Source organism: Streptomyces sp. PH9007 (assembly GCF_059813725.1).
In genome coordinates, this window is record NZ_CM187440.1 from 1182653 (window position 1) to 1207928 (window position 25276).

22 protein-coding genes are annotated in these 25276 nt (G+C 70.8%); 7 read left to right on the forward strand and 15 right to left on the reverse strand.

The annotated features are described in order from the left end of the window. Positions 1-28: 28 nt before the first annotated feature. Complete coding sequence (locus ACTFAP_RS05190; RefSeq protein WP_400012373.1) at positions 29-247, forward strand: hypothetical protein; 219 nt, start codon at positions 29-31, stop codon at positions 245-247. Between the two features lie 64 nt (positions 248-311). Here ACTFAP_RS05190 and ACTFAP_RS05195 read toward each other — a convergent pair whose 3' ends face one another. Beyond that, positions 312-545 carry a hypothetical protein gene (locus tag ACTFAP_RS05195; protein WP_390122771.1) on the reverse strand — a complete coding sequence of 78 codons (234 nt, stop codon included), beginning with the start codon at positions 543-545 and terminating at the stop codon, positions 312-314. 295 nt (positions 546-840) lie between these two features. Between ACTFAP_RS05195 and ACTFAP_RS05200 the strand changes: the two genes are divergently transcribed. The 4 genes from ACTFAP_RS05200 to ACTFAP_RS05215 all read left to right on the forward strand — a co-directional run bounded on the left by ACTFAP_RS05200 (position 841) and on the right by ACTFAP_RS05215 (position 6598). After that, positions 841-1197: a DUF4333 domain-containing protein gene (locus tag ACTFAP_RS05200; protein WP_495683616.1), complete on the forward strand. Its 357-nt coding sequence runs from the start codon at positions 841-843 to the stop codon at positions 1195-1197. A gap of 181 nt (positions 1198-1378) precedes the next feature. Beyond that, positions 1379-4930, forward strand: a complete 3552-nt coding sequence (dnaE, locus tag ACTFAP_RS05205) for a DNA polymerase III subunit alpha (protein ID WP_495683617.1) — start codon at positions 1379-1381, stop codon at positions 4928-4930. A gap of 58 nt (positions 4931-4988) precedes the next feature. Then, positions 4989-5681, forward strand: coding sequence for a hypothetical protein (locus ACTFAP_RS05210; RefSeq protein ID WP_495683618.1), 693 nt, complete (start codon positions 4989-4991; stop codon positions 5679-5681). A 47-nt stretch (positions 5682-5728) separates the two neighbouring features. Beyond that, positions 5729-6598 (forward strand): thioredoxin domain-containing protein, encoded by an 870-nt coding sequence (locus tag ACTFAP_RS05215; RefSeq protein WP_500468340.1) that lies wholly within the window; start codon positions 5729-5731, stop codon positions 6596-6598. A gap of 45 nt (positions 6599-6643) precedes the next feature. On the opposite strand, the gene ACTFAP_RS05220 is transcribed toward ACTFAP_RS05215, so the two are convergent. Then, positions 6644-7219, reverse strand: coding sequence for a dienelactone hydrolase family protein (locus ACTFAP_RS05220; protein ID WP_500468341.1), 576 nt, complete (start codon positions 7217-7219; stop codon positions 6644-6646). Positions 7220-7343: 124 nt separating this feature from the next. Between ACTFAP_RS05220 and ACTFAP_RS05225 the strand changes: the two genes are divergently transcribed. Further along, positions 7344-8411, forward strand: coding sequence for a mechanosensitive ion channel domain-containing protein (locus ACTFAP_RS05225; protein WP_495683621.1), 1068 nt, complete (start codon positions 7344-7346; stop codon positions 8409-8411). A 40-nt stretch (positions 8412-8451) separates the two neighbouring features. Here the strand turns inward: ACTFAP_RS05225 and ACTFAP_RS05230 are convergent, their stop codons facing one another. The 4 genes from ACTFAP_RS05230 to ACTFAP_RS05245 all read right to left on the reverse strand — a co-directional run bounded on the left by ACTFAP_RS05230 (position 8452) and on the right by ACTFAP_RS05245 (position 12519). Continuing rightward, entirely contained in the window at positions 8452-10041 is a 1590-nt protein-coding gene (locus ACTFAP_RS05230; protein WP_390122785.1) for a Na+/H+ antiporter, read from the reverse strand. Positions 10042-10144: 103 nt separating this feature from the next. Further along, complete coding sequence (locus ACTFAP_RS05235) at positions 10145-11086, reverse strand: RluA family pseudouridine synthase (protein WP_495683623.1); 942 nt, start codon at positions 11084-11086, stop codon at positions 10145-10147. Positions 11087-11110: 24 nt separating this feature from the next. After that, positions 11111-11740 (reverse strand): signal peptidase II, encoded by a 630-nt coding sequence (gene lspA, locus ACTFAP_RS05240; protein ID WP_495683624.1) that lies wholly within the window; start codon positions 11738-11740, stop codon positions 11111-11113. A gap of 56 nt (positions 11741-11796) precedes the next feature. Beyond that, positions 11797-12519 carry a TraR/DksA family transcriptional regulator gene (locus ACTFAP_RS05245; RefSeq protein ID WP_500468342.1) on the reverse strand — a complete coding sequence of 241 codons (723 nt, stop codon included), beginning with the start codon at positions 12517-12519 and terminating at the stop codon, positions 11797-11799. Between the two features lie 457 nt (positions 12520-12976). On the opposite strand from ACTFAP_RS05245, the gene ileS reads away from it, so the two are divergent. After that, positions 12977-16120: an isoleucine--tRNA ligase gene (ileS, locus tag ACTFAP_RS05250; RefSeq protein ID WP_495684892.1), complete on the forward strand. Its 3144-nt coding sequence runs from the start codon at positions 12977-12979 to the stop codon at positions 16118-16120. Between the two features lie 157 nt (positions 16121-16277). Here ileS and ACTFAP_RS05255 read toward each other — a convergent pair whose 3' ends face one another. The 9 genes from ACTFAP_RS05255 to ftsW form a co-directional block, all read right to left on the reverse strand. After that, entirely contained in the window at positions 16278-17549 is a 1272-nt protein-coding gene (locus ACTFAP_RS05255; protein WP_495683626.1) for a DivIVA domain-containing protein, read from the reverse strand. Positions 17550-17598: 49 nt separating this feature from the next. Continuing rightward, positions 17599-17883, reverse strand: a complete 285-nt coding sequence (locus tag ACTFAP_RS05260; protein WP_019433675.1) for a YggT family protein — start codon at positions 17881-17883, stop codon at positions 17599-17601. A 70-nt stretch (positions 17884-17953) separates the two neighbouring features. Next, entirely contained in the window at positions 17954-18577 is a 624-nt protein-coding gene (locus tag ACTFAP_RS05265; protein ID WP_386541846.1) for a cell division protein SepF, read from the reverse strand. Between the two features lie 125 nt (positions 18578-18702). After that, the gene (locus ACTFAP_RS05270) at positions 18703-19425 is read right to left on the reverse strand and encodes a YggS family pyridoxal phosphate-dependent enzyme (protein ID WP_495683627.1); all 723 of its coding nucleotides are present in this window, start codon (positions 19423-19425) and stop codon (positions 18703-18705) included. Continuing rightward, on the reverse strand, positions 19422-20156 hold the full coding sequence (pgeF, locus tag ACTFAP_RS05275) for a peptidoglycan editing factor PgeF (RefSeq protein ID WP_500468343.1): 735 nt from the start codon (positions 20154-20156) through the stop codon (positions 19422-19424). The genes ACTFAP_RS05270 and pgeF overlap by 4 nt, the downstream gene beginning before the upstream one ends. A gap of 12 nt (positions 20157-20168) precedes the next feature. Continuing rightward, positions 20169-21407: a cell division protein FtsZ gene (gene ftsZ / locus ACTFAP_RS05280; protein WP_495683629.1), complete on the reverse strand. Its 1239-nt coding sequence runs from the start codon at positions 21405-21407 to the stop codon at positions 20169-20171. A gap of 260 nt (positions 21408-21667) precedes the next feature. After that, positions 21668-22471 (reverse strand): cell division protein FtsQ/DivIB, encoded by an 804-nt coding sequence (locus ACTFAP_RS05285; RefSeq protein ID WP_500468344.1) that lies wholly within the window; start codon positions 22469-22471, stop codon positions 21668-21670. A 26-nt stretch (positions 22472-22497) separates the two neighbouring features. Further along, on the reverse strand, positions 22498-23589 hold the full coding sequence (gene murG, locus ACTFAP_RS05290) for an undecaprenyldiphospho-muramoylpentapeptide beta-N-acetylglucosaminyltransferase (protein WP_390124973.1): 1092 nt from the start codon (positions 23587-23589) through the stop codon (positions 22498-22500). Positions 23590-23595: 6 nt separating this feature from the next. Beyond that, the gene (gene ftsW / locus ACTFAP_RS05295; RefSeq protein ID WP_375879254.1) at positions 23596-24936 is read right to left on the reverse strand and encodes a putative lipid II flippase FtsW; all 1341 of its coding nucleotides are present in this window, start codon (positions 24934-24936) and stop codon (positions 23596-23598) included. Between the last annotated feature and the right edge of the window lie 340 nt (positions 24937-25276).

The following is a 25276-nucleotide window of genomic DNA, read 5'->3' on the forward strand; positions in this document are numbered from 1 at the left end:
TACAGGAGACATCCGCAACCTGCCCGAAATGCGAAGTCTGTACGATCATGCGAATCTGATCGCGCCCACTGATTCCCGCAGCCTGGAGGCGATCATGAGCAAGAAGAAACGCGGCCGCGATCAGCAGCAGCCCAGAAGCGGACGCTCCGGCGACGACGAACGCCGCATGAACGAACGCGAGCAGCAGCAGATACGCGAGCAGTCCGAGGCCCCCTCCGGCAAACCCCGCCGCTTCGGTCACAACTGACCACAGCACGAGGGCGCACCCCCGCCGGGGTGCGCCCTCGCTGTGTGCCCGATTCCGTCGCCGCTCAGTCGGAGAATCCGTGCCGTTCGTGCGCGGCCGCGAACGTGCGCGCCTCGGACAGCTCCGAGGGAACGGAAGGGAGCACCGGTGCACCCTGATGCACCTGGTCCCACGCCTCGTACACACACCGCGTGCGATCGTCGAACGCGGTCCCCGGGAAATACTCGGCCAGCGCCCGTATCACCGCGCCGCGCGAGACATGTGCCTCACGCAGGAGAAATACGGCCTTCTCAATCATTCTGGCTTCCACGGCATTCCACCCCTCAAGCGGGCCATTCACTCCACATCGAAGGTAACGCCGTCAATTACTCATTCGGGCAAAGCAGTTTCCTTTTCCGGTAAAGGCGATCTCATGATCCGATCAAGACCGGAACATCCTTCCCAGCACGCCACGAAAGCCCCGGCTGTCGCCCGCTGAACGCCACCGCGCGCGGGCGCCCTCCCGGGAGTGGGCACCGGCGCGAAAATCTCAACATCATCTCGCTCCATGCCGCCGGCGAACCGGCGCCCGGGCCACCCGCGTCTGTCCCCGCATGTCACGCACACACGAGCAGACCGTCATACGCCACATCCCCCAGCGCACCCGGGTGGCCACCGGTACCACCCTGGCGGCCCTGTCGCTGCTCCTGGCCGCCGGCTGCTCCAGCGGCGAACCCGTGGTGGACAAGGACGAGGTGGCCCAGCAGGCGTCAGCAGCGCTGGAGGAGCGGGTCGGTCAGGCCCCGGACGATCTCACCTGCGCCGAGGACCTCCCCGCGAAGGTCGGGGCGAGCATCCGCTGCGAACTGACGGCGGGCGGCCAGACCTACGGCGTGACCATCACCACGACCTCGGCCGAGGGGAACAACGCCGAGTTCGACATCCTGGTCGACGAGGAGCCCACGGAATAGGCACGCCGGCCCGGGGCGCGAGAGAGGGCGGCCGCCGCGCGCCCCGGCTCCACCCCCTCACACGGACCGGATTTCCCCCGCACCTTCACCCACGTCACCCACCGGCCCACCGGCCTCATCGCGTTAGGGTGGGGAACCCCCACACCCCCCTGAGCCCCACCCGCGAGGAGTCCCTACCACCGTGGCCGACAACTTCGTTCACCTGCATGTTCACACCGAGTACTCGATGCTCGACGGGGCCGCGAAGAACGGCAAGCTGTTCGCCGAAGTCGAACGCCAGGGGATGCCCGCCGTCGCGATGAGCGACCACGGCAACATGTTCGGGGCCTACGAGTTCTTCAGCACCGCGAGCAAGACCGGCGTCAAGCCGATCATCGGCATCGAGGCGTACGTCGCGCCCGAGTCCCGCTTCCACAAGAAGCAGGTCTTCTGGGGCGGCAGCGGACGCGGCCAGGACGCCAGCGGCGAGGGCGGCAAGGATGTCTCCGGCGGTGGCCGCTACACCCACATGACCATGTGGGCGCAGAACGCCCAGGGCCTGCGCAACCTCTTCCGGCTCTCCTCGCTCGCCTCCTTCGAGGGCTACTACATGAAGCCCCGCATGGACCGCGAGCTGATCTCCCAGCACGCCACCGGCATCATCGCCACCACCGGCTGCCCCTCCGGCGAGGTGCAGACCCGGCTCCGGCTCGGCCAGTACGACGAGGCCGTCAAGGCCGCCGCCACGTACCAGGACATCTTCGGGAAAGAGAACTACTTCCTGGAACTGATGGACCACGGCCTGGACATCGAGCGCACCGTCCGCGAGGACCTGCTGCGCATCGCCAAGCAGCTGAACATCCCGCTGCTGGCCACCAACGACTCGCACTACGTCACCGAGGACCAGGCGGACGACCACGACAGCCTGCTGTGCGTGGGCGTGGGCAAGAACAAGGCGGACACCAACCGCTTCAAGTTCAACGGCACCGGCTACTACATCAAGACCTCCGCAGAGATGCGGCAGCTGTTCTCCGAACTCCCCGAGGCCTGCGACAACACCCTGCTCATCGCCGAGCGCGTCGAGTCGTACAAGGAGGTGTTCGCCTACGAGGACCAGATGCCGCAGTTCGACGTCCCCCCGGGCGAGACCCAGGCCAGCTGGCTGCGCAAGGAGTGCGAGCGCGGCATCAAGGAGCGCTACGGCGACAACCCCGAGCCCGAGGTGCTGGAGCGCCTGGAGACCGAGCTGTCGGTCATCACCCCGATGGGCTTCGACTCCTACTTCCTCGTGGTCTCCGACATCTGCAAGTACGGCCGCGACAACGGCGTCCCCGTCGGCCCGGGACGAGGCTCGGCGGCCGGCTCCCTCGTCGCGTACCTGACCCGCATCACCGACGTCGACCCCCTCAAGCACGGCCTGCTCTTCGAGCGGTTCCTCAACCCCGAGCGCATCAACCCCCCGGATGTCGACCTCGACTTCGACGACCGCCAGCGCGACGTCATGGTGCGCTACCTGACCGACAAGTACGGCGAGGCGTACACCGCCCAGGTCAACACCTTCGGCACCATCAAGGCGAAGGCCGCAGTCAAGGACGCCAACCGCATCCTCGGCTTCCCCTTCTCCATGGGCGACCGCATCACCAAGGCGATGCCGCCGGACGTCATGGGCAAGGGCATCCCGCTGACCGGCATCTTCGACTCCGCGCACCCCCGGTACTCCGAGGCCGCCGAGATCCGCTCGATGTACGAGAACGAGCCCGACGTCAAGAAGGTCATCGACACCGCACGCGGCATCGAGGGCCTCACCCGTGGCACGGGCGTGCACGCCGCCGCCGTCATCCTCTCCCGCACCCCGCTCCTCGACCTCATCCCGATGCACAAGCGGGACCGCGACGGCACCATCATCACCGGCTTCTCGTATCCCGACTGCGAGGAGATGGGCCTGATCAAGATGGACTTCCTGGGTCTGCGGAACCTGGGCATCATCGATCACGCCATCAAGATCATCAAAGAGAACCGCGGCATCGACGTCGACACCAGCACCATCGAGCTGGACGACAAGCCCACCTACGAGCTCCTCGCCCGCGGCGACACCCTGGGCGTCTTCCAGCTCGACGGCACGGCCATGCGCTCCCTGCTGCGCCTGATGCAGCCCGACCGCTTCGACGACATCTCCGCCGTCCTCGCGCTCTACCGCCCCGGCCCGATGGGCGTCGACTCGCACACCAACTACGCGCTGCGCAAGATCGGCCGCCAGGAGATCACCCCGATCCACCCCGAGCTGGAGAAGCCGCTGGAGGAGATCCTCGACCCGACCTACGGCCTCATCGTCTACCAGGAGCAGGTGCAGAAGGCCGCCCAGATCCTGGCCGGCTACAGCCTGGGCCAGGCCGACCTGCTGCGCCGCGCCATGGGCAAGAAGAAGCCCGAGGTGCTCGCCAAGGAGTTCATCCCCTTCCAGCAGGGCTGCCGCGAACGCGGCTACTCGGACGAGGCCATCCAGGCCGTGTGGGACGTGCTGGTCCCCTTCTCCGGGTACGCGTTCAACAAGTCGCACACCGTCGCGTACGGCATGGTCGCGTACTGGACCGCCTACCTGAAGGCCAACTTCCCCGCCGAGTACATGGCCGCCCTGCTCACCTCCGTCGACAACGACAAGGACAAGACCGCCATCTACCTGGCGGAGTGCCGCCGCCTGGGCATCAGGATCCTCTCCCCCGACGTCAACGAGTCCGTCGCCGACTTCTCCGCCATCGGCGAGGACGTCCGCTTCGGCCTCCAGTCCATCCGCAACGTCGGCGCCAACGTCATCGAGTCCCTGGTCAGCACCCGCAAGTCCAAGGGGAAGTACACCTCCTTCGCCGACTTCCTCGACAAGTCCGAGATCGTGGTGTGCAACAAGCGCACCATCGACTCCCTCATCAAGGCCGGCTCCTTCGACTCCCTGGGCCACACCCGCAAGGGCCTGTGCGACATCCACGAAACCGCCGTGGACGCCGTCATCCCCGTCAAGAAGCAGCAGGCCATCGGCCAGGACGACCTCTTCGGCTCCATCGACACCGGCGACGACATCCCGACCATCGGCCTGGACTTCGAGGTCAGCGACCAGGAGTGGAACCGCAAGGCCAAGCTCTCCCTCGAACGCGAGATGCTCGGCCTGTATGTCTCCTCGCACCCCCTGGACGGCGCCGAGCACATCCTGGCCCGCAGCCGCGACACCTCCATCGCCGAGCTGCTCGCCTCCGGCCGCACCGAGGGCGAGACCAAGATCGCCGGACTGATCACCGGCATCGACCGCCGCCTCAACAAGCAGGGCGACCCGTGGGCCATCGTCACCATCGCCGACCGGGACGCCAGCTGCGAGGTGCTGTTCTTCCCCAAGTCGTACGCCCTCGTCCAGCACGAGCTGATCGACGACAACGTGCTCTCGGTCCGCGGCCGCATCAACGAGCGCGACGGGGCCATCAGCATCTTCGGCCAGGAGATCACCGCCCTGGACATCTCCTCGGCCGAGCACGGCGGCAAACCCCCGGTCCTGCTCGTCCTGCCCGAGCACCGGATCAACGGCCGCGCCGTCCGTGAGCTCAAGCGCACCCTCAAGGCCCACCCCGGGGACTCCCCGGTCCGCCTCAAGGTCGAAGGCCGGCAGAAGACGACGATCTTCGAGCTCGGCTTCCTGGTGAACCCGGACAACATCGCCTCGGACATCAAGGGCGGATTCGGCCCCTCCGCCTGGGCCGGTATCGCGTTGTGACGGTCACCTCCGTCACCCCCATACCGGCCACGGGCCCACCCGTGGCACACTCGGCTCGATGGGCATAGTCAGCGGACCCGGCATACGCACGGCGCGCGCGGCCGTCTTCAGCGCGCTGTGCGTCGCGCTGGCGTCCGCCGCGCACGTCCTGCTGTCCGGTACGCCACTGCCGGTCCCCACCGTGGCCGCCGTCACCGTGGTGATCTTCGCCGTGGCGTACGTGCTGGCCGGGACCGGCGAGCGCCGCTTCTGGCACATCGCCGGACTCCTGCTGCCCCTCCAGCTGGCCGCCGACACGATCTTCACCGCCGGCCAGAACGCCTGCTACGGCACCGGCCAGGGCGGCCTGGTCCGCCCGCTGCACTTCATGGGCCTGAACCTGTTCTGCGCGGGCGGCGACGTCGGTACGCCACTGGCCCGGCTCGCCACCGGTGAGCAGACCCCGCTGGCCACCCCCGTCCACCCCGCGCTGCCCTGGCTGCTGCTCGGCGCCCACCTCACGGTGGGGCTCGCCGCCGCGGCCTGGCTGCGCTGCGGCGAGGCCGCGCTGGCCCGGCTGCTGCACGCCGCCGTGGCCGCCACCTTCCGGCCGCTGCTGATCGCCGTCGCGGTCCACCGGGCCGCCGCCACGGCCGGCCGCGGGCCCGTACGGTACGCCGCCCTCCGGCCCCGCCCGCTGGGCGCCGGAGCGCTGCTCACCCACTCCGTGTCCCTGCGCGGTCCGCCGCGCGGCCCGGCCCTCGCGGCCTGACCGCACCACGCAGCACTGGAACCCCACACCTCACGGAGACATCCATCATGAGCAAGCGCAACTCCCAGGAAGCCAAGCGCGAGGCCCGCGAACGCCTGAAGGCGGAACGCGACAAGCAGGCGAAGCGCGACAAGATCCGCCGGCAGCTGACCGTCGGCGGCTCGGTCGTCGCCATCCTGGCGATAGCCGGCGGCATAGGCTTCGCCATCGCCAACAGCAGCGGCAGCGGCAGCGACAGCACCGACTGGAGCGCCGCGCGCGACATCGTCGACAACGGCGCCCCCGCGACCGACGACAGCGACGCCGACGCCGAGAACGCGGTCAACTACCCGACCGAGGCCCCGGCCAACACCTCCGGTGACGACAGCCTCACCGTCCAGGTCGGTGACCCGGACGCCGCCAACACCGTCACCCTGTACGAGGACCCGCGCTGCCCGGTCTGCGCCACCTTCGAACAGACGATGGGCGAAACGTTCAAGCAGGGCATCGAGGACGGCAGCTACAAGGTCGAGTTCGTCTTCGGGACCTTCCTGGACAACAACTTCCCCGGCGACGGCTCCAAGAACGCCGTCTCCGCCCTCGGCGCGGCCCTCAACGTCAGCCCCGAGGCCTTCCTCGGCTTCCACGAGGCCCTCTACTCGGCCGACTGGCACCCCAATGAGCGCAACGACGGATTCACCGACGAGTACCTGATCGAGATCGGCGACACCGTCCCGGAGCTCAAGGACAACCAGGAGTTCCAGGACGCCATCACGAACAGCACCTACGCCACGTGGGCCGTTCAGATGGGGGACAAGTTCAACGCCGACCCCGAGGTCGAGGGCACCCCGGCCGTCAAGATCAACGGGCAGCTCATCGAGACCCCGTACACCCCCGAGGGGCTGGACGCGGCCCTGGCCGCCGCCTCCGCGGGCTGAGACACCCGGGCCGGCCCCCGGCCCCCACACCGTGGGGGCCGGGGGTCACCCCACCTCGTCGAGGAACGCCAGCGCGATGCGCCAGGTGGCCTCCGCCGCCTCCGCGTCGTAGTCCGGCAGCTCCGGGTCGGTGTACAGGTGCCCCGCACCCGCGTAGGGGAAGACCTCCGCGTCCGCGCCGGTCCGCCCGATCCGCAGGTACCAGGCGGTCTGCCAGTCGTGCGGCTCGAACGGGTCCGGGTCGGCCACGTGCAATTGCACGGGCAGCCCGGGCGAGGACGCGTCATCGGCGATGTCCCCCGTCCCGTGGAGCAGCAGCAGCCCGCGCGCCTTCACGTCCCCCAGCGCCAGCGTCTGCGCCAGCGAGGCACCCAGCGAGAAGCCGGCGTACACCAGGCCCTTGTCCGAGTACGGAGCGGCGGCGGCGACGGCACGGCGCAGCAGTTCGTCCGTGCCGATGTCGTCCTTGATCGCCATCCCCTCCTCCACGGTCCCGGCGGTCCGCCCGTCGTAGAGGTCGGGCACGTGCACCTGGTGCCCGGCGGCCCGCAGCCGCTCCGCCGCCGTGTGCACGGCGGGCCGCAGCCCGTACGCGGAGTGGAACAGCACAACGTCGGCCATGGTGGGGTCACTTTCCGGAGGGGGCGCTCTTGCTCTGCCTCGCCATCCTGCCAGTAGCCTGGCCGGGTGAGCGCGCGGCATGCGCGCCCGCAGGGGACCACGACGACGGAGGACTGGACCACCGATGGATGATGTGCTGCGGCCACTGCTGGTGATCGGTGGCACCGTCGCCCTCACCCTGCTCATGGGCTGGCTGATCGACCGCGCGCTGCGCGCCGCCGACGCCCGCCACCCCGAGACCCGGCTGTGGTCCCTGCTGCGCAGCTGCCAGCCGCCGCTGCAGGTGCTGCTCGCCTCGGGCGCCGTGCAGATCAGCTACGCGGTGTGGGAGCTGTCGCTGGGCAAGGGCGATGTGGTGCCCAAGATCCTGGCCACCCTGACCATCGCCTCCGCCGCCTGGCTGGCGATCCGCGCGGCCGACGCGGTCGGCGAGAACACCCTGGCCCGGTACGAGGCCAGGACGGAGGACCTGGCCCGGGTCCGGCAGTTCCGCACCCAGCTGACGATGCTGCGCCGGGTGGTCACCACCATCCTGGCGATCGTGGCGTCGGCGGTGGCGATACTGCTGGTCTTCCCGGATCTGCGGGCGCTGGGCACCTCGATGCTGGCCTCGGCCGGTGTGATCGGCGTGATCGCCGGTGTGGCGGCCCAGTCGATGCTCGGCAACCTGTTCGCGGGCCTGCAGATCGCCTTCGGCGAGTCGGTGAAGATCGGCGACACGGTCGTGGTGGACGGCGAGTGGGGCACCGTCGAGGAACTGTCGCTGGCCTTCCTCACCATCCGCATCTGGGACGACCGCCGGCTGACGATGCCGGTGTCGTACTTCAACAGCCGCCCCTACGAGAACTGGTCGCGCGGCGGCCACGAGATCACGGCGACGGTGTATCTGCACCTGGACCACGCCACCCCGATCCCGGCGCTGCGCAAGCGGCTCCAGGAGTTCCTGCTGGGCCGCGCGGACTGGGACGGCCGGGTGTGGAGCCTGGTGGTGACCGACAGCACGCCCACCACGATCCAGGTCCGTGCGGCGATGTCGGCCAAGGACTCCGGGGACGCCTGGACGCTGCGCTGCGCGGTCCGCGAGGAGCTGATCGCCTGGCTGCGGGACCACCACCCGCACGCCCTGCCCAGGGTGGCGCACTCCCCCGCGGCGATATCCCCCTCCGGCGCCGAGGACCACCCCGCCGCCTGAGATCCGCTCCCCCGCGCCGGGGCTCCGGCCCCGTACCGGTCTACAGGCTGCGCTGGTCCAGCTGACGCAGCACCCGGTCGACCACCTCCGGGTCGGAACCCGGCTCGCTGCGTGCGGCGAGCACCTCGTGCCGGGCGGCCGACAGCAGTTCGGCGTTGAGCCGGTGGACGTGCTTGAGGTAGCCGGCCCGCTTGTGGAAGGCGTCGCGCCGCTCGTCGTCCGCGATCCGCGGCGAGATCCGCACCCCGATGTCGTACGCGCGGCGCAGCAGGATCTCCGAGACCTCCTCGGGCAGATCCTCGCCCTCCGCCTCCTCGATCTCCCGCAGCCGCCGCTTGGCGGCCTTGGCCGCCCGCATCGCCAGCTGGTGCTCCAGTTCCTCCTCGACGCCGCTGTCCGCGCGCACTCCCAGCTTCCCGGCGAGCCAGGGCAGCGTCAGCCCCTGGAGCAGCAGCGTGCCGAGGACCACCACGAAGGCGACGAAGACGAGGGCGTCGCGCTCGGGGAAGTCGGCGCCGGTGTCCGTGGACAGCGGGATGGCCAGGGCCAGCGCGACCGAGGCCACGCCGCGCATCCCCGACCACCACATCACCAGGGTCTCGCGCGGGCTGACCGGGATCTCCTCGGCGTAGTCGGTGCGGCGGTGCAGTCGCTGGGTGAGCCAGGAGGCGGGCAGCAGCCACAGCAGGCGGACGAGGACGACCACGGCGAGGACGAGTCCGGCGGCGGGCAGCATTTCCCGCCAGCGGTCGGTGGCGGTGCCGAGCACGGTGTGCAGTTCCAGTCCGATCAGTCCGAAGGCGACACCGGTGACCAGGGTGTCGATGATCGACCAGAACGCCTGCCCGGTCATCCGCCCGGCGACGTCGTCGGCGTCCGCGGAGCCCTCGCTCAGGAAGATGGCGGTGACGAGGACGGCGAGCACCCCGGAGCCGTGGGTCTGCTCGGCGATCACGTAGGCGGCGAAGGGCACCAGCAGGGTCATCCCGGTGCGCAGGGTGGCATCGCCCAGCAGGGCGAGCACCTTGACCGTCGCCCAGCCCAGCACGACGCCGACCAGGATCGCCACCGCCGCCGAGAGCAGCAGTTCGGCGCCCGCCGAGCCCACCGAGAAGGTGCCGGTGACGGTCGCGGCGATGGCCACGTGGTAGAGGGTGATGGCGGTGACGTCGTTGAACAGGCCCTCGCCCTCCAGGATGGACACCATCCGGCGGGGCAGTCCGATCCGACCGGCCACGGCGGTGGCGGCGATCGGGTCGGGGGGCGCGACGAGCGCGCCGAGCGCCACGGCGGCGGCCAGCGGCAGGCCCGGCACGATCGCGTGCGCCACCGCGGCGACGGCGGCGGTGGTGACGAAGACCAGGGCCACCGCGAGCAGCAGGATGGGCCGCAGGTTGGCGGTGAACTGCCGCCAGGAGGTGCGCTGGACGGCCGCGTAGAGCAGCGGTGGCAGCACCAGGGGCAGGATCAGCTCGGGGGCGATCTCGACGTTCGGTACGAACGGCAGCAGGGCCAGCGCACCGCCGAACAGGGTCATCAGCACGGGCGCGGGCAGCGAGATCCGGTCGCCCAGTGGCACGGTGACCACGGCACCGAGCAGCAGGGCGAACAGCAGCGTGAGCTGGTCCATTCAGTTGATCCTAAAGGGACCCCTGTGCATTCGGGGCAAACGCCCGGATACGACCCCCGGCCGGGCGCCCGCCGTACACCGGGGGCCGGCGCCCGTCAGGCGGTCAGGCGCTCTCGGCCCGCACGCGGTCCAGGGCCCGCTGGAGGTCCTGCGGGTAGGAGCTGGCGAACTCCGCCCACTGCCCGTCGCCGGGGTGGGTGAAGCCGAGCCGCACCGCGTGCAGCCACTGCCGGGTGAGCCCCAGCCGCTTGGCGAGTGTCGGGTCGGCGCCGTACGTCAGGTCCCCGACGCAGGGGTGCCGGTGCGCGGACATGTGCACCCGGATCTGGTGGGTGCGGCCCGTCTCCAGCTTGATGTCGAGCAGGCTCGCCGCCCGGAACGCCTCGATCAGGTCGTAGTGCGTGACCGAGGGCTTGCCCTCGGCGATGACCGCCCACTTGTAGTCGTGCTGCGGGTGGCGCCCGATGGGGGCGTCGATGGTGCCGCTGAGCGGGTCGGGGTGGCCCTGGACGAGGGCCTGGTAGCGCTTGTCGACCGTGCGTTCGCGGAACTGCTGCTTGAGCACCGAGTAGGCGCGCTCGGACTTGGCGACGACCATCAGCCCGGAGGTGCCCACGTCCAGCCGGTGCACGATGCCCTGCCGTTCGGCCGCACCGGAGGTGGCGATGCGGTAGCCGGCCGCCGCGAGGCCGCCGATCACGGTGGGCCCGGTCCAGCCGGGGCTGGGGTGGGCGGCGACCCCCACCGGCTTGTCGACGACGACCAGTTCGTCGTCGTCGTGCACGATCTCCATGCCCTCGACCGGCTCGGCCACCACGGTCACCGCGCCCGGCGGCGGGGGAATCTCGACCTCGATCCAGGAGCCGCCGGTCACCCGCTCGGACTTGCCGACCTCGGCACCGTCCAGCCGGACCTTGCCTGCGGCGGCCAGTTCGGCCGCCTTGGTGCGGGAGAAGCCGAGCATCCGGGCGAGGGCGGCGTCGACCCGCTCCCCTTCCAGGCCGTCGGGTACGGGAAGGGTCCGGGTCTCGGGATGCGCGCTCACCCGAACGAGTATGCCCGAGGCCGCTCAGTCCTTGTGCACGGTGCCGTCCGGGTCAAGGCCCCGGAAGGAGAGGATGACGATGAGGATGCCACCGCAGACGATCGCCGAGTCGGCCAGGTTGAACACGGAGAAGTGCTGGACGGAGATGAAGTCCACCACGTGGCCCTCGAAGACCCCGGGGGCCCGGAAGAGCCGGTCGGTGAGGTTGCCGAACGCCCCGCCCAGCAGCAGCCCCAGTGCGATCGCCCACGGCGTGCTGTAGAGCTTGCGGGCCAGCCGGATGATCACCACGACCACGATGGCGGCCACGGCCGTCAGGAAGACGGTGAGCGCCTCGCCGAAGCCGAAGGCGGCGCCGCCGTTGCGGATCACCGAGAAGCGCAGCCAGTCGCCGATGATGTCGATGGAGCGCTGGTGCTCCAGCCACTCCACCGCGGCGATCTTCGTGACGAGGTCCAGCACGAAGGCGAACGCCGCCACCACCGCCAGCACGCCGACCCGGCGGCGCCGCGGCGCCGCGGGGTCGGCCCCGGGCTCTGCGGCCGCGTCCGCGTCCGCCTTCGCCTGGGGTGCCGTTTCCTCCACGGGCTCGTCCGGCTCCGGACGACGGGAGGAATCTTCGGGTGTCTCGATGGTGCGCTCCGCCTCGCTCACACGTTGAGGGTACGACACGGGCCGGTCCGATCACCCGACGACCGGCACGCCCGCCGTCAGACCCGCCGTTCCTGCCGCTGCTTGTCCTCGACGCACAGCGTCGCGCGGGGGAACGCCTGCATCCTGGCCTTCCCGATCGGCTTGCCGCACACCTCGCACGTTCCGTAGGTGCCGGCCGCCAGCCGGTCCAGCGCCTTCTCCGTCTGGTAGAGCATCTCGCGGGCGTTGGCCGCGAGTGCCAGCTCGTGCTCGCGGGTGATGTTCTTCGAGCCGGTGTCCGCCTCGTCGTCCCCGGCACCGTCGCCCGAGTCGCGCATCAGTCCGGCCAGCGCGTCCTCGGAGGCGGCGATCTCGGTCCGCAGCCGGTCCGCCTCGCCCGTCAGCTCGCTGCGGGCCCCGTCGACCTCCTCCGGCGTCCAGGGGTCCTCGCCCGGCCGGACCGGCAGCTCCCCGGGGGTCGTGGGGGCGGCGGCCCGGGCGGCGGGCACCGCGGCGGCCGAGTCCTCGGTCGTCTCCGTCGTGTCCGTCGTGGTGTTCTTCGCAGCCACCTTCTTGACTCCCGTCTCGTCCGTCGTGGACTTCTTGGCCGTCCTGCTCGCGGCCGTCCGCTTCGCGGGGGCGGCGCCCTCGGCCGTCTCCTCCGCCGCCTTCCGCACGGTTTTTCTCGCCGTCTTCTTCGCCGGCTTCTGCGTGCTCTTCGTCGTCTTGGCCGTGGTCTTCTTCCCGGACTCGGCCGGCGTGCCGTCCGATGAATCGTCGGCGGTATCGCTCGCCACCATCGCGGCGGCCCCTTCACATAGTGTGATCTTGCTCGCGCATTGTGACCGGAACGATAAATCGACCCGGGGTGAGCGGCAACGGGGACGCGCCGATCCTCCTGCGTTGTGCCCCGCCCGGCCCCCGGATAACCGGTCGTTCCCCCTGCGCGACGCCCCGTACACTGGGGCGCAGCGAAAGGCATGGATGGGGACGAGTAGCGCCGTCCGGCAGCCAGGAGCGACCCGGGGACGGTGCGAGCCCGGGGGCGTGCGCGGCGCGAAGATCACCCCGGAGCCGCCGGAAGAAAGCCACACCGGGACCAGCTGCGTCCCGGTGGGCGAGTAGAGCCGGCATCGCGGCCCAATGAGGGGGCCGAGGAGGCGGTCAGTACCGCGCCCCGGCCAAGGAGGGTGGTACCGCGGGCGCCCGAGCCGGGCTCTCGTCCCTCCGACGGAGATCAGTGTGTCCGCCGGAGGAATGCCGATGACGCAGTACCGCCCCGTGCCGGCCCAAGTCGATCTGCCCGCGCTCGAACACGCGGTCCTCGACTTCTGGCGCGAGAACAAGACGTTCAACCGCACCCTGGAGCAGTCCCAGGGGCGCCCGGAGTGGGTGTTCTACGAGGGCCCGCCCACCGCCAACGGCATGCCGGGAGCCCACCACATCGAGGCGCGGGTCTTCAAGGACGCCTTCCCCCGTTACCGCACCATGCGCGGCTACCACGTCAGCCGCAAGGCCGGCTGGGACTGCCACGGCCTGCCCGTGGAGCTCGCGGTGGAGAAGGAGCTGGGCTTCACCGGCAAGCAGGACATCGAGGCGTACGGGATCGCCGCGTTCAACGCCAAGTGCCGCGAGTCGGTCACCCGGCACACGGACGCCTTCTCCGAGCTGACCACGCGCATGGGCTACTGGGTCGATCTCGACGACGCCTACCGCACCATGGACCCGCAGTACATCGAGTCCGTGTGGTGGTCGCTCAAGGAGATCTTCTCCAAGGGGCTGCTCACCCAGGACCACCGGGTCGCGCCCTGGTGCCCGCGCTGCGGCACCGGCCTGTCCGACCACGAGCTGGCCCAGGGCTACGAGACGGTCGTCGACCCCTCCGTCTACGTCCGGATGCCGCTCACCTCCGGCCCGCTCGCCGGACAGGCGGCTCTGCTGGTGTGGACCACCACCCCCTGGACCCTGGTCTCCAACACCGCCGTCGCCGCCCACCCCGAGGTCACCTACGCCGTGGCCACCGACGGCACCGAGCGGCTGGTCGTCGCCGAGGCGCTGCTGAGCACCGCCCTGGGCGAGGGCTGGCGGGCCACCGGCGAGACCTTCACCGGCGCCGAGATGGAACGCTGGACCTATCAGCGACCCTTCGAGCTGGTCCCCTTCGACGAGGCCGCCCACTACATCGTCAACGACACCTACGTCACCACCGAGGACGGCACCGGTCTCGTCCACCAGTCGCCCGCCTTCGGCGAGGACGACCTGCGGGTCGGGCGCGCGTACGGACTGCCGGTGGTCAACCCGGTCCGCCCGGACGGCACCTTCGCCGAGGACGTCCCGCTGGTCGGCGGCCAGTTCTTCAAGAAGGCCGACGAGGCGCTCACCGCCGACCTGCGCGAGCGCGGTCTGCTCTTCAAGCACCTGGCCTACGAGCACAGCTACCCGCACTGCTGGCGCTGCCACACCCCGCTGCTGTACTACGCACAGCCGTCCTGGTACATCCGCACCACCCAGGTCAAGGATGCCCTGCTGCGGGAGAACGAGAACACCACCTGGCACCCGGAGTCCGTCAAGCACGGCCGCTTCGGCGACTGGCTCAACAACAACATCGACTGGGCGCTGTCCCGCAACCGCTACTGGGGCACCCCGCTGCCCATCTGGCGTTGCGCCGAGGACCACCGCACCTGTGTCGGCTCGCTCGCCGAGCTGAGCGAGCTGACCGGCACCGACCAGTCGGGGCTGGACCCGCACCGCCCGTACATCGACGAGATCACCTTCCCCTGCACGGCCGAGGGCTGCTCGCTCACCGCCACCCGGGTCCCGGAGGTCATCGACGGCTGGTACGACTCGGGCGCCATGCCGTTCGCGCAGTGGGGCTACCCGCACCGCAACCGCGAGGAGTTCGAGAAGCACTACCCGGCGCAGTACATCGCCGAGGCCATCGACCAGACCCGGGGCTGGTTCTACACCCTCATGGCCGTGGGCACCCTGGTCTTCGACAAGAACTCCTACGAGAACGTCGTCTGCCTGGGTCACATCCTGGCCGAGGACGGCCGCAAGATGTCCAAGCACCTGGGCAACACCCTGGAGCCCATCCCGCTCATGGACCAGCACGGCGCGGACGCGGTGCGCTGGTTCATGGCGGCGGGCGGCTCCCCGTGGGCGGCCCGCCGGGTGGGCCACGGCACCATCCAGGAGGTGGTGCGCAAGACGCTGCTCACCTACTGGAACACCGTCGCCTTCCAGTCCCTGTACGCGCGCGCCGCGTCCTGGGCCCCGAGCGCGGGCGACCCTGCGCCGGCCGACCGGCCGCTGCTGGACCGCTGGCTGCTGAGCGAGCTGAACGCCCTGGTCGAGATGGTCACCAAGGCCATGGACACCTATGACACCCAGCGGGCCGGCAAGCTGATCTCGACGTTCGTCGACGATCTGTCCAACTGGTACGTGCGCCGTTCCCGCCGCCGTTTCTGGCAGGGCGAGCCGGCCGCGCTGCGCACCCTGCACGAGGTGCTGGAGACCGTGACCCGGCTGATGGCCCCGCTGGTGCCGTTCATCACCGAACGGGTCTGGCAGGACCTGGTGGTGCCGGTGACCCCCGGCGCCCCCGATTCGGTGCACCTGGCCACCTGGCCGGACTCCGACCCGTCCCGGGTGGACGCGGATCTGTCGCAGGACATGCTGCTGGTGCGGCGCCTGGTGGAGCTGGGCCGGGCCACCCGCGCCGAGTCCGGGGTGAAGACCCGGCAGCCGCTGTCCCGGGCGCTGGTCGCGGCACAGGGCTTCGAACTGCTGGGCGAGGACCTGCGGGAGCAGATCGCCGACGAGCTGAACGTCACCGGGCTGGCCGCGCTCTCCGAGATGGGCGGCTCGCTGGTGGACACCACCGCGAAGGCCAACTTCCGGGCACTGGGACGCCGCTTCGGCAAGCGCACCCAGCCGGTCGCCCAGGCCATCGCGGCGGCGGACGCCACCGAGCTGTCGGCGGCGCTGCGGGCCGGCACGGCCGCGGTCGAGGTGGAGGGAGAGCGGATCGCCCTCACACCGGAAGAGGTCATCATCACCGAAACGCCCCGCGAGGGCTGGTCGGTGGCCTCGGACACCGGTGCGACCGTGGCGCTGGACCTGGAGATCACTCCGGAGCTGCGCCGGGCGGGCATCGCCCGGGACATCATCCGGCTGGTGCAGGAGGCCCGCAAGAACAGCGGCCTGGAGGTCACCGACCGGATCGCGGTGCGCTGGGCGGCCACCGACCCGGAGGTGAGCCGCGCCCTGGCGGACCACCAGGCGCTGATCTCCACGGAGGTGCTGGCCACGGACTTCGCGGAGGGCGAGGCCACGGACGCCTTCGGACCGGCCTTCAGCGACGAGGATCTGACCCTCACCTTCCACCTGCACCGGGTGTAGCGGTACGGGGAGTGTGCCGGGCGGGCCGGGTGGCCCGGCCGGCCCGCCCGGCCGGATCGCTCGCCCGCGCACACAGAAACGAGGCCGGGCCCGGACAAGATGTCCGGGCCCGGCCTCGTTGGTGATATGCCGACGCGTTACGCCGTCGTGGGCGGCGTCAGTTGTCGTCCTCGTCGATCAGGAACCCGCGCATCGGGGACGGGGCCTGCTGCTGGACCGGCTGCGGTCCGGCCGGACGGACCGGCGCCATCGGCTGGGTCATCGCCGGGGACATCCCCTGCTGGCCGCCGTAGGACGGCGGACCCGCGTGACCGCCACCGGGGTGGCCACCGTGGGTGCCGTTGTGACCGGGGCCGCCCATCTGCTGCTGACCGCCCATGGACTGGTGGCCGCCACCCATGCCACCGCCCGGACCGGACGGCGCGCCGGCCGAGGCCAGCGAGGGCTGCGGGGACGGCGGCAGCGAAGCGGCCGCCGGGGTGCGCGGCGGGGCGAGCGAGTCGTCGGACTGGCTCTCCAGCTGACGCAGCTGGCTCTCCAGGTACGACTTCAGCCGCGTGCGGTACTCCCGCTCGAAGCCGCGCAGGTCCTCGACCTTGCGCTCCAGGGTGGCGCGGGCGGACTCCAGGGAGCCCATCGCGACGCGGTGCTTCTCCTGGGCGTCCCGCTCCAGCGCGTCGGCCTTGGCGCGGGCGTCCCGCTCCAGACCCTCGGCGCGGCTGCGCGCCTCACCGACGATCTTGTTGGCCTCGGAACGGGCCTCCGCGATCGCCTGGTCGGCGGTCTGCTGCGCGAGGGACAGCACACGGGCAGCGCTCTCGTTGCCGCCGGGCTGCTGCATCGGGCCGGGGCCGCCGGGACCGCCGGGGCCGGGGCCGTGGCCCATCGGGCCGGGGCCGCCCATCTGCTGGTGCTGCTGCATCTGACCGGGACCGCCGGGACCACCGGGGCCGCCCAGCGGGTTGGGGCCACCGGGACCCATGGGTCCACCGGGGCCGGGGCCGTGGCCCATCGGGCCGGGGCCGCCCATCTGCTGGTGCTGCTGCATCTGACCGGGACCGCCGGGACCACCCGGACCGCCCGGACCCATCGGACCACCGGGCCCCGGCAGCTGGGGCGGGCCGCCCATCTGCTGTTGCTGGGGACCGGGTTGCGGACCGGATATGGCCGGCGGGCCACCGGGACCGCCGGGGCCACCGGGCCCGGGGCGTTCCTGGGGCTCCGGCTTGCGCATGTTCTGCTGGTTCTGGGCGGCGGCGCGGGTGGCGGCCGCGAGTTTGGCGCGCAGGTCCTCGTTCTCCCGCAGCAGCCGGGTCAGCTCTGCCTCGACCTCGTCGAGGAAGGCGTCGACCTCGTCCTCGTCATAGCCTTCGCGGAGACGGACAGTGGTGAACTGCTTGTTCCGCACGTCCTCGGGGGTCAACGGCATCTCTTCACCTCAACGTATTTCGTCAGCATATCGGCAAGACCGTACTCGTTCACAGCCCGGCCACGACGTTGATCAGGATGTAGACGATGATCATGAGTACGAAGAAGGACAGATCAAGCGCCACACCCCCGAAGCGCAGCGGAGGAATCACCTTCCGCAGCGCCTTCAGCGGCGGATCGGTGACAGTGTAGGTGGCCTCCAGGGCGACGACCATCGCCCGTCCGGGCTGCCATGAGCGCGCGAACATGAAGACGTAGTCCATCACCAGCCGGAAGAGCAGAAGTCCGAGGACGCAATACAAGGCGATCAGGATCACGTCTCGTACGATGCCCATCCTGGGTGTCCCTCTCCCCTGCCCTGCCCGGCCGGTTGGCCGGGTTCGCTCTCGTCCGGTTGCTGTCGTGTCAGCTCTGGTTGAAGAACCCGCCCTCAGCGATCCGGGCCTTGTCCTCCGCCGTTACATCGACGTTAGCAGGCGACAGAAGGAAGACCTTCTGCGTCACGCGCTCGATGCTGCCATGCAGACCGAAGACCAAGCCAGCGGCAAAGTCGACAAGTCGCTTCGCGTCCGTGTCATCCATCTCCGTGAGGTTCATGATCACCGGGGTTCCCTCGCGGAAGTGTTCCCCGATCGTACGGGCTTCGTTGTAGGTGCGCGGGTGCAGCGTGGTGATGCGATACGGCTCCCGCTCGGACACGACCTTGGGCATGATCACCGGTGCGCTCTTCTCGACGTGGGGTCGTTCGGATGTGATGGAAGACACGGGAGCGATCCTCCCAGGTCGTCTGTTTTCCGACAGGAGGGGAGCCGGGGCCGGTTCACTCTCCCGCTGGGCCGGCGGATGCACCACCCGCACCGGCTCCTCCACCCGCTCCCGGGGCGGCGGTTCGTGCGCCTGCTGGCGCCGTGCGCGCTCCGGCTCGGGCTCGGGTTCGAAATCGTCGTCGGGGCCGTACCCCGGGCGGTCGTAGCCGTCGTCCTCCACGAGGCCGAGGTAGACCGCCATCTTGCGCATCGCGCCAGCCATCGACTGGATCCTCCGCTCTCTGGTGGATCGGCACCGCCCCGGATGGGCCGTCAATCCACGTCACTGTGCCCGAATGTATCGGGAATGACCATATTTTCGGCAGTGTTCCGACTCGTTTGGCGACGTTACCCGAGGGCGGGTCGGACTCCGAGTACCGCACTGCCGACGCGTACGTGTGTCGCCCCCGCCCCGATCGCCTCCTCAAGGTCGGCGCTCATACCCGCCGAAACCATGGTGGCAGCAGGATGGGTGGCGCGCAGGTCCCTTGAGATTTCCCACAGCCGTTCAAAGGCGTGCGCCGGGCGCCCGGCGTACGCCCCACTCAGCGGGGCGACCGTCATGAGTCCGGCGAGCTCCAGGCCGGGGGCGTCCGCCACCGCGTGCGCCAACTCCTCCACGCCCTCCGGCGCTACCCCGCCCCGGCCCGCACCCTGTCCGGATTCCTTCTCCAGTGCGACCTGAACCAGCACCCGCAACGGCGTGCGCCCGGCGGCGGTCACCGCCGAGGAGAGCGCGCCCACGAGCCGCACCCGGTCCACCGAATGCACATAATCGGCATATCCGGCCACCGAGCGGACCTTATTGGTCTGCAACTGGCCCACAAAGTGCCAGTTCAGTGAAAGATCCGCGCAGGCCGCCGCCTTCTGCGCCGCCTCCTGGTCCCGGTTTTCCGCGAAATGCCGGATTCCCAGGCCCTCCAGCAGCCGCACATCCTCCACCGGGTAGGTCTTGGTCACCACCACCAGCGTGACGTCGTCCCGCGCGCGCCCCGCCGCACCACACGCGCGGACAATGCGCTCCTCCACCCGGGCGAGCCCCGACCTCAGTTCCTGCTCGCGCTCACTCATAGGGGGGACACCCATACATAGCTGGCCTGCCGTCCGGTGGTCCGGTCCCGGCGGTAGGAGTAGTGGTCGGCGGACTCCAGCGTGCACACCGGGGAGAGCAGGAAGTCGGTGACCCCGGCGCCCGCCAGCTGCCGGCGCACGCCCTCACCGATGTCGATCCCGGGGGTACCGCCGCGGGTGAAGCAGCCACTGCCCGGCACCGCGGCCTCGACCTCGTCGCGCATCGCGGCCGGCACCTCGTAACAGGGGCCGCACACCGCGGGTCCGGTCCTGGCGGTGATCCGCTCCGGCTCGGCTCCCAGCTCCACCATCGCCTCGACGGTGGCGGGCACCACCCCGAGGGCGAGCCCCGGCCGCCCGGCGTGCGCCGCCCCGACCACTCCGGCGGTGGCGTCGGCCAGCAGAACGGGGGTGCAGTCGGCGGTGAGCACCGCGAGGGCCAGACCGCGCCGGGCGGTCACCACCCCGTCCGCGCGGGGGGCCAGTCCACCGGGCCACGGGCCCTCGGCGACCGCGACCTCCCGGCCGTGCACCTGCGTCATCCAGCACACCGCGGCCGGGTCCAGACCCAGATCGGCGGCCGCGCGCGCCCGGTTGGCCTCGACGGCGACGCCGTCGTCACCGACCGCGCCGCCCAGATTGAGCGTGTCATACGGAGCGGCGCTCACCCCGCCCCACCGGTTGGTGAAGGCGAAATGCGCGCCGCTCGCCGTGCTCTGTCGGTCTATCACGTCAGGAAATGATCACTTGAGGAAGTCGGGGACGTCGAGCTCCTCGGCCTGGCCGCCGTCGTACGGGCGGGCCGAGGGCACCTGGGGGCTGAGCGAGGTCGTCGTCTCGGACCGCTCGGCGACCGGCTCGGTGACCGCGGGCGTCTCACGCTCGGCCGGCTCACGCGAGGGCAGCGTGCCGAGCCCGCCGAAGGAGGGGCGCTCGTTGTCGCCGTCGGTGCCGCGGTCCTTGGCCGCCGGCGCCGGCGACTCCTCCTTGGCGCTGTACGAACCGAGCACCCGGTCCCGGCTGCGGGCCGGCGGCTGGCCGCCGTCGAAGCCGGCCGCGATGACGGTGACCCGGACCTCGTCGCCCAGCGCGTCGTCGATGACCGCGCCGAAGATGATGTTGGCCTCGGGGTGGGCGGCCTCGCTCACCAGCTGGGCGGCCTCGTTGATCTCGAACAGACCGAGGTCGGAACCGCCGGAGATGGACAGCAGCACCCCGCGCGCACCGTCGATGGAGGCTTCCAGCAGCGGGGAGGAGATCGCCATCTCGGCGGCGGCCACCGCGCGGTCGTCGCCGCGCGCCGAACCGATGCCCATCAGGGCGGAGCCGGCCTCCGACATCACGGACTTGACGTCGGCGAAGTCCAGGTTGATCAGACCGGGGGTGGTGATGAGGTCGGTGATGCCCTGCACACCCGACAGCAGCACCTGGTCCGCGGACTTGAAGGCGTCCAGGACGCTGACCTGGCGGTCCGAGATGGACAGCAGCCGGTCGTTGGGGATGACGATGAGGGTGTCGACCTCGTCGCGCAGCTGGGCGATGCCGTCCTCGGCCTGGTTGGCGCGGCGGCGGCCCTCGAAGGTGAAGGGCCGGGTGACCACGCCGATGGTCAGGGCGCCGAGGGTGCGGGCGATGTTCGCGACCACCGGCGCGCCGCCGGTGCCGGTGCCGCCGCCCTCGCCCGCGGTGACGAAGACCATGTCGGCCCCCTTGAGGACCTCCTCGATCTCCTCGCGGTGATCCTCGGCGGCCTTGCGGCCCACCTCCGGGTCGGCTCCGGCGCCCAGGCCACGGGTGAGCTCACGGCCGACGTCGAGCTTGACGTCGGCGTCGCTCATCAGCAGCGCCTGCGCATCGGTGTTGATCGCGATGAACTCGACGCCTTTGAGACCGACCTCGATCATCCGGTTGATGGCGTTGACGCCACCGCCGCCGATACCGACGACCTTGATGACTGCGAGGTAGTTCTGCGGTGCTGCCACGTCGAAGGCCTCTCGCCTCGATTACGTATCGCCGCTCCGCGGATGCAGCGGTGCGCCGAAGGATGCCGATGGGACGGTTTGGGAAAGCCGACCCGACCCTAACGCTCAAGTTTAGGGTTAGCTGTGCTGGTCGTTCCTTGGATTGCTCGGAACGGACACTAAGTCGACATGTGGTACGCGTTCAACGAACACGCCGAACCTCCCGTTTTTCTTTTCACCCTATGTGATCACGCTTGGTGCGGCGAACCAGGTATCCATCGTCAACCCCCCGACGCGGCCGGGGCGCTGGGCACACTCACATCGAAGTGCCGGGCGTCCGGGGCCGCTTTCATCAGTATGGTCAGCGCTTCCGCCTTCGCCGGGGAGTCTTCCGGACTCCCCCAGCGCACGGTGCGATCATCTGACAGTTCAAGGGTGATGGCGTCGTAGGACGCGATCCGGATCACCGAGGTCTCCCCGGCCAGCGGCCCGGGCAGCGCCGACGCCACCGCCACCGCGTCCCGCAGCGTGCGCTCCTCACCGAACCGGCGGGCGCTGGGGCTGTCCCCCATGTCCAGCTCCAGCAGCGGTACGGAGGGCAGCGGCTCGGCGATCTCCGCGAACCGCACGCCCTCGTCGTCCACCTCGGCATAACCGCCGGGCGCCGGCAGCTGGGCCTGCGGCTCGCGCTCGGTCAGTTTCAGACCCACCCCGTGCGGCCAGGCGCGGACCACCTTCACCGACTTCAGCCGGGGCAGTTCGGCGAGCAGCCGCGCCTCGATGGCGTCCTTGTCCAGCGAGGCCATCGGCGCGCCCAGCGGAACCGCGGCCACCGACAGCACCTGATCGCCGGTCAGTTCCCGCCGGCTCTCCGGCTCCCAGCTCACCGACACCTTCTCGATGCGCAGCCACTGCGAGCCGTACAGCGCCCAGGCGCCGAAACCGGCCAGACCGACGGCCGCAGCCAGCAGCAGTGCCGACAGGATCCGGGAGCGCGGCAGCAGCCGGCGGCCCGGCGGGCGCTGCCCGGCCCCGGGCGGTGCCTTCACCTGTCGCCGCTGGGCGACGCTGCCGGCTCCGGCCACGCTCCCTCGCCTTCCTCAGCCGCCCGCTATGCCTTGCGGGCGGCGATCGCCTCGTGCACCATGCCGACGAGCAGATCGTCGGCGTCCGGCCGGCCGAACTCACTGGCCGCCCTGGACATCGCCAGCAGCCGACCCGGATCGGTCAGCACCGGCAGGACGTTGCCCTTGACCCACTCCGGCGTCAGCTCCGCGTCGTCCACGATCAGTCCACCGCCCGCCTTCACCAGCGGCTGGGCGTTCAGCCGCTGTTCGCCGTTGCCGATCGGCAGCGGGACGTAGGCGGCCGGCAGCCCGACGGCCGACAGCTCGGCGACGGTCATCGCGCCCGCGCGGCACAGCATCATGTCGGCCGCCGCGTACGCGAGGTCCATGCGGTCCACATACGGTACCGGGACGTACGGCGGCATCCCGGGCATCGTCTCCACCTGCGGCAGGTCGTTCTTCGGCCCGACCGCGTGCAGGATCTGCACCCCGGAGCGCTGAAGGACCGTCACCGCGGCTTGGACGACCTCGTTCAGCCGCCGCGCGCCCTGCGAACCGCCCGACACCAGCAGGGTGGGCAGATTGGGGTCGAGCCCGAACGCGGCGCGCGCCTCGGCCCGTACCGCCATCCGGTCCAGGGTCGCGATCGAACGGCGCAGCGGGATGCCCACGTAACGGGCGTGCCGCAGCTTGCTGTCCGGAGTGGAGACGGCGACGAACTTCGTGTACCGGGCGCCGATCTTGTTGGCGAGCCCGGGACGCGCGTTGGCCTCGTGGACCACGATCGGCACCCGCTGCCGCTTGGCCGCCAGGTAACCCGGCAGGGCCACGTAGCCGCCGAAGCCCACCACGCAGTCCGCCTTGGTGCGCTCCAGGATCTCCTCGGCGGCCTTGACCGTTCCGCGCAGCCGCCCGGGGACGGTGATCAGCTCGGGGGTCGGCTTGCGCGGCAGCGGTACGGCCGGGATCAGGCCGAGTTCGTAGCCGCGCTCGGGCACCAGCCTGGTCTCCAGGCCGCGCTCCGTGCCGAGGGCCGTGATTCCCACGGTCGGGTCCTGCCTGCGCAGGGCGTCCGCGAGGGCGAGCGCGGGCTCGATGTGACCGGCGGTCCCCCCGCCGGCGAGTACAACATGCACCGAATTTCACCGCTCTCCGGACGGCGCCTTCTTCGCGCGCCGTCTCATCGACTTACCAATGAGCCCAGGTTTCCGCATGGCCAGGGCCGCCCCGGCGGCGGGGTCGCTGCGCGCGAAGGCGATCAGCAGCCCGACCGCGAACATGGTGGACAACAGGGCGGATCCCCCGTACGAGAACAGCGGGAGGGGCACCCCGGCGATGGGAAGCAGTCCCAGCACCGCGCCGATGTTCACCACGACCTGGGTCATGATCCAGGCTGTCACCCCGCCCGCGGCATACCTCACGAAGGGGTCCTCCGTGCGTCCGGCCACGCGGATACCCGCATAGCCTAGAGCCGCGAAGAGACCGAGCACCGACAGCGTCCCCGCAAGACCCAGCTCCTCCCCCGTGATGGCGAAGATGAAGTCCGTGTGGGGCTCGGGGAGTTCACCCCATTTCTCCACACTGGCGCCCAGCCCCGAGCCGAACCAGCCGCCACTGGCGAGGGCGTAGATGCCGTGCACGGCCTGCCAGCAGCGGTCGCCGTCGCCCGGCTCGGTGGCGCCGACGCAGGCGAGCCGGTCCATGCGGTGCGGGGCGGCGGCCATGAACAGCGCCGCGAGACCGGCCGCGGTGGCCAGCACGCCGGTGAACAGCCGGGTGGGGGCGCCGGCCAGCCACAGCAGGGCGAAGAGGATCATCGTGAGGATGACCACGGTGCCCATGTCGCCGCCCAGCATCACCAGGCCGTAGACGAGCAGCGCGCCCGGGATCAGCGGGATGAGCAGGTGCCGGATCTGGCCGAGCAGCGCCCGGTCCCCCTTGCGCGCGAGCAGATCGGCGCCCCACAGCACCAGGGCGAGTTTGGCGAACTCGCTGGGCTGGAGCCGGAACCCGCCCACCAGGTCCAGCCAGTTGGTGTTGCCGTTCACCTCGACGCCGATGCCGGGCACCTGGACGAGGACGAGCAGGCCGACGGTGACGGCCAGGAACGGATAGGTCAGCGCGCGCAGCAGCCGGACCGGCATCCGCATGGCGAGGATCAGCAGCACCGCGCCGCCCGCGAAGGCCAGCAGTTGCTTGTGGAAGTAGTACGTGGCGGGCAGCCCCCAGCGCAACGCCTGGATCTGGGAGGCCGAGAAGACCATCACCAGGCCGAGGAAGGCCAGCAGCAGCCCGGTGCCGAGCAGCACGTAATAGGCCGTCAGCGGCCGGTCCCAGGTGCGCCGGAGGCGGCGCACGAAGCGCGGCGTGCGCGGCGCTCTGGAGGGCCGTGAAGGCGGCCTGGGGGCACGCTTCCCGGTCGCGGCGGGCGCGGCCTTGGTCCGCGACGCGGCGGCCGGGGACCGGCGCGGGGCCGGGGCCACTTTTTTCCCGGCCGACGGCGTCCGGCCGCGCGCCTCGCGCAGGACGAGCCCTTCGGCACCGGCCGGTGCCACGGCGGGCAGCACGGCCGCCGGCAGCCAGCGCCGGCCACCGGACCCATCAGCACCCGTACGTCTCACGCTCTCCCCCACCGCTCTCCGGCACCTGGACGGACCATCATGACCGCACCGGCGGCCCCCGGAACACGGCGGTACGGCGCGGGCCGCGCGGCCGGTGCCGGGTGTCCGGGGCGCGGGTCGGCGGGGGTGTCCCGGCGGGCGGTGGCCGGCCAGTGTCCTGGGGGTCTGTGCTCCGCCCTCGACGGCAGGCAGGGCGTCATCG

Bases quoted from the DNA above. Each gene is read 5' to 3' on its own strand.
- ACTFAP_RS05225 (WP_495683621.1), top strand. From the start codon at position 7,344: ATGGATGATGTGCTGCGGCCACTGCTGGTGATCGGTGGCACCGTCGCC.
- ACTFAP_RS05265 (WP_386541846.1), bottom strand. From the start codon at position 18,577: ATGGCTGGCGCGATGCGCAAGATGGCGGTCTACCTCGGCCTCGTGGAG.
- ACTFAP_RS05220 (WP_500468341.1), bottom strand. From the start codon at position 7,219: ATGGCCGACGTTGTGCTGTTCCACTCCGCGTACGGGCTGCGGCCCGCC.
- ACTFAP_RS05230 (WP_390122785.1), bottom strand. From the start codon at position 10,041: ATGGACCAGCTCACGCTGCTGTTCGCCCTGCTGCTCGGTGCCGTGGTC.
- ACTFAP_RS05215 (WP_500468340.1), top strand. From the start codon at position 5,729: ATGAGCAAGCGCAACTCCCAGGAAGCCAAGCGCGAGGCCCGCGAACGC.
- ACTFAP_RS05200 (WP_495683616.1), top strand. From the start codon at position 841: ATGTCACGCACACACGAGCAGACCGTCATACGCCACATCCCCCAGCGC.
- ACTFAP_RS05255 (WP_495683626.1), bottom strand. From the start codon at position 17,549: ATGCCGTTGACCCCCGAGGACGTGCGGAACAAGCAGTTCACCACTGTC.
- ACTFAP_RS05270 (WP_495683627.1), bottom strand. From the start codon at position 19,425: ATGAGTGAGCGCGAGCAGGAACTGAGGTCGGGGCTCGCCCGGGTGGAG.
- ACTFAP_RS05190 (WP_400012373.1), top strand. From the start codon at position 29: ATGCGAAGTCTGTACGATCATGCGAATCTGATCGCGCCCACTGATTCC.
- ACTFAP_RS05260 (WP_019433675.1), bottom strand. From the start codon at position 17,883: ATGGGCATCGTACGAGACGTGATCCTGATCGCCTTGTATTGCGTCCTC.
- ACTFAP_RS05210 (WP_495683618.1), top strand. From the start codon at position 4,989: ATGGGCATAGTCAGCGGACCCGGCATACGCACGGCGCGCGCGGCCGTC.
- ACTFAP_RS05195 (WP_390122771.1), bottom strand. From the start codon at position 545: ATGATTGAGAAGGCCGTATTTCTCCTGCGTGAGGCACATGTCTCGCGC.
- ileS (WP_495684892.1), top strand. From the start codon at position 12,977: ATGCCGATGACGCAGTACCGCCCCGTGCCGGCCCAAGTCGATCTGCCC.
- ACTFAP_RS05245 (WP_500468342.1), bottom strand. From the start codon at position 12,519: ATGGTGGCGAGCGATACCGCCGACGATTCATCGGACGGCACGCCGGCC.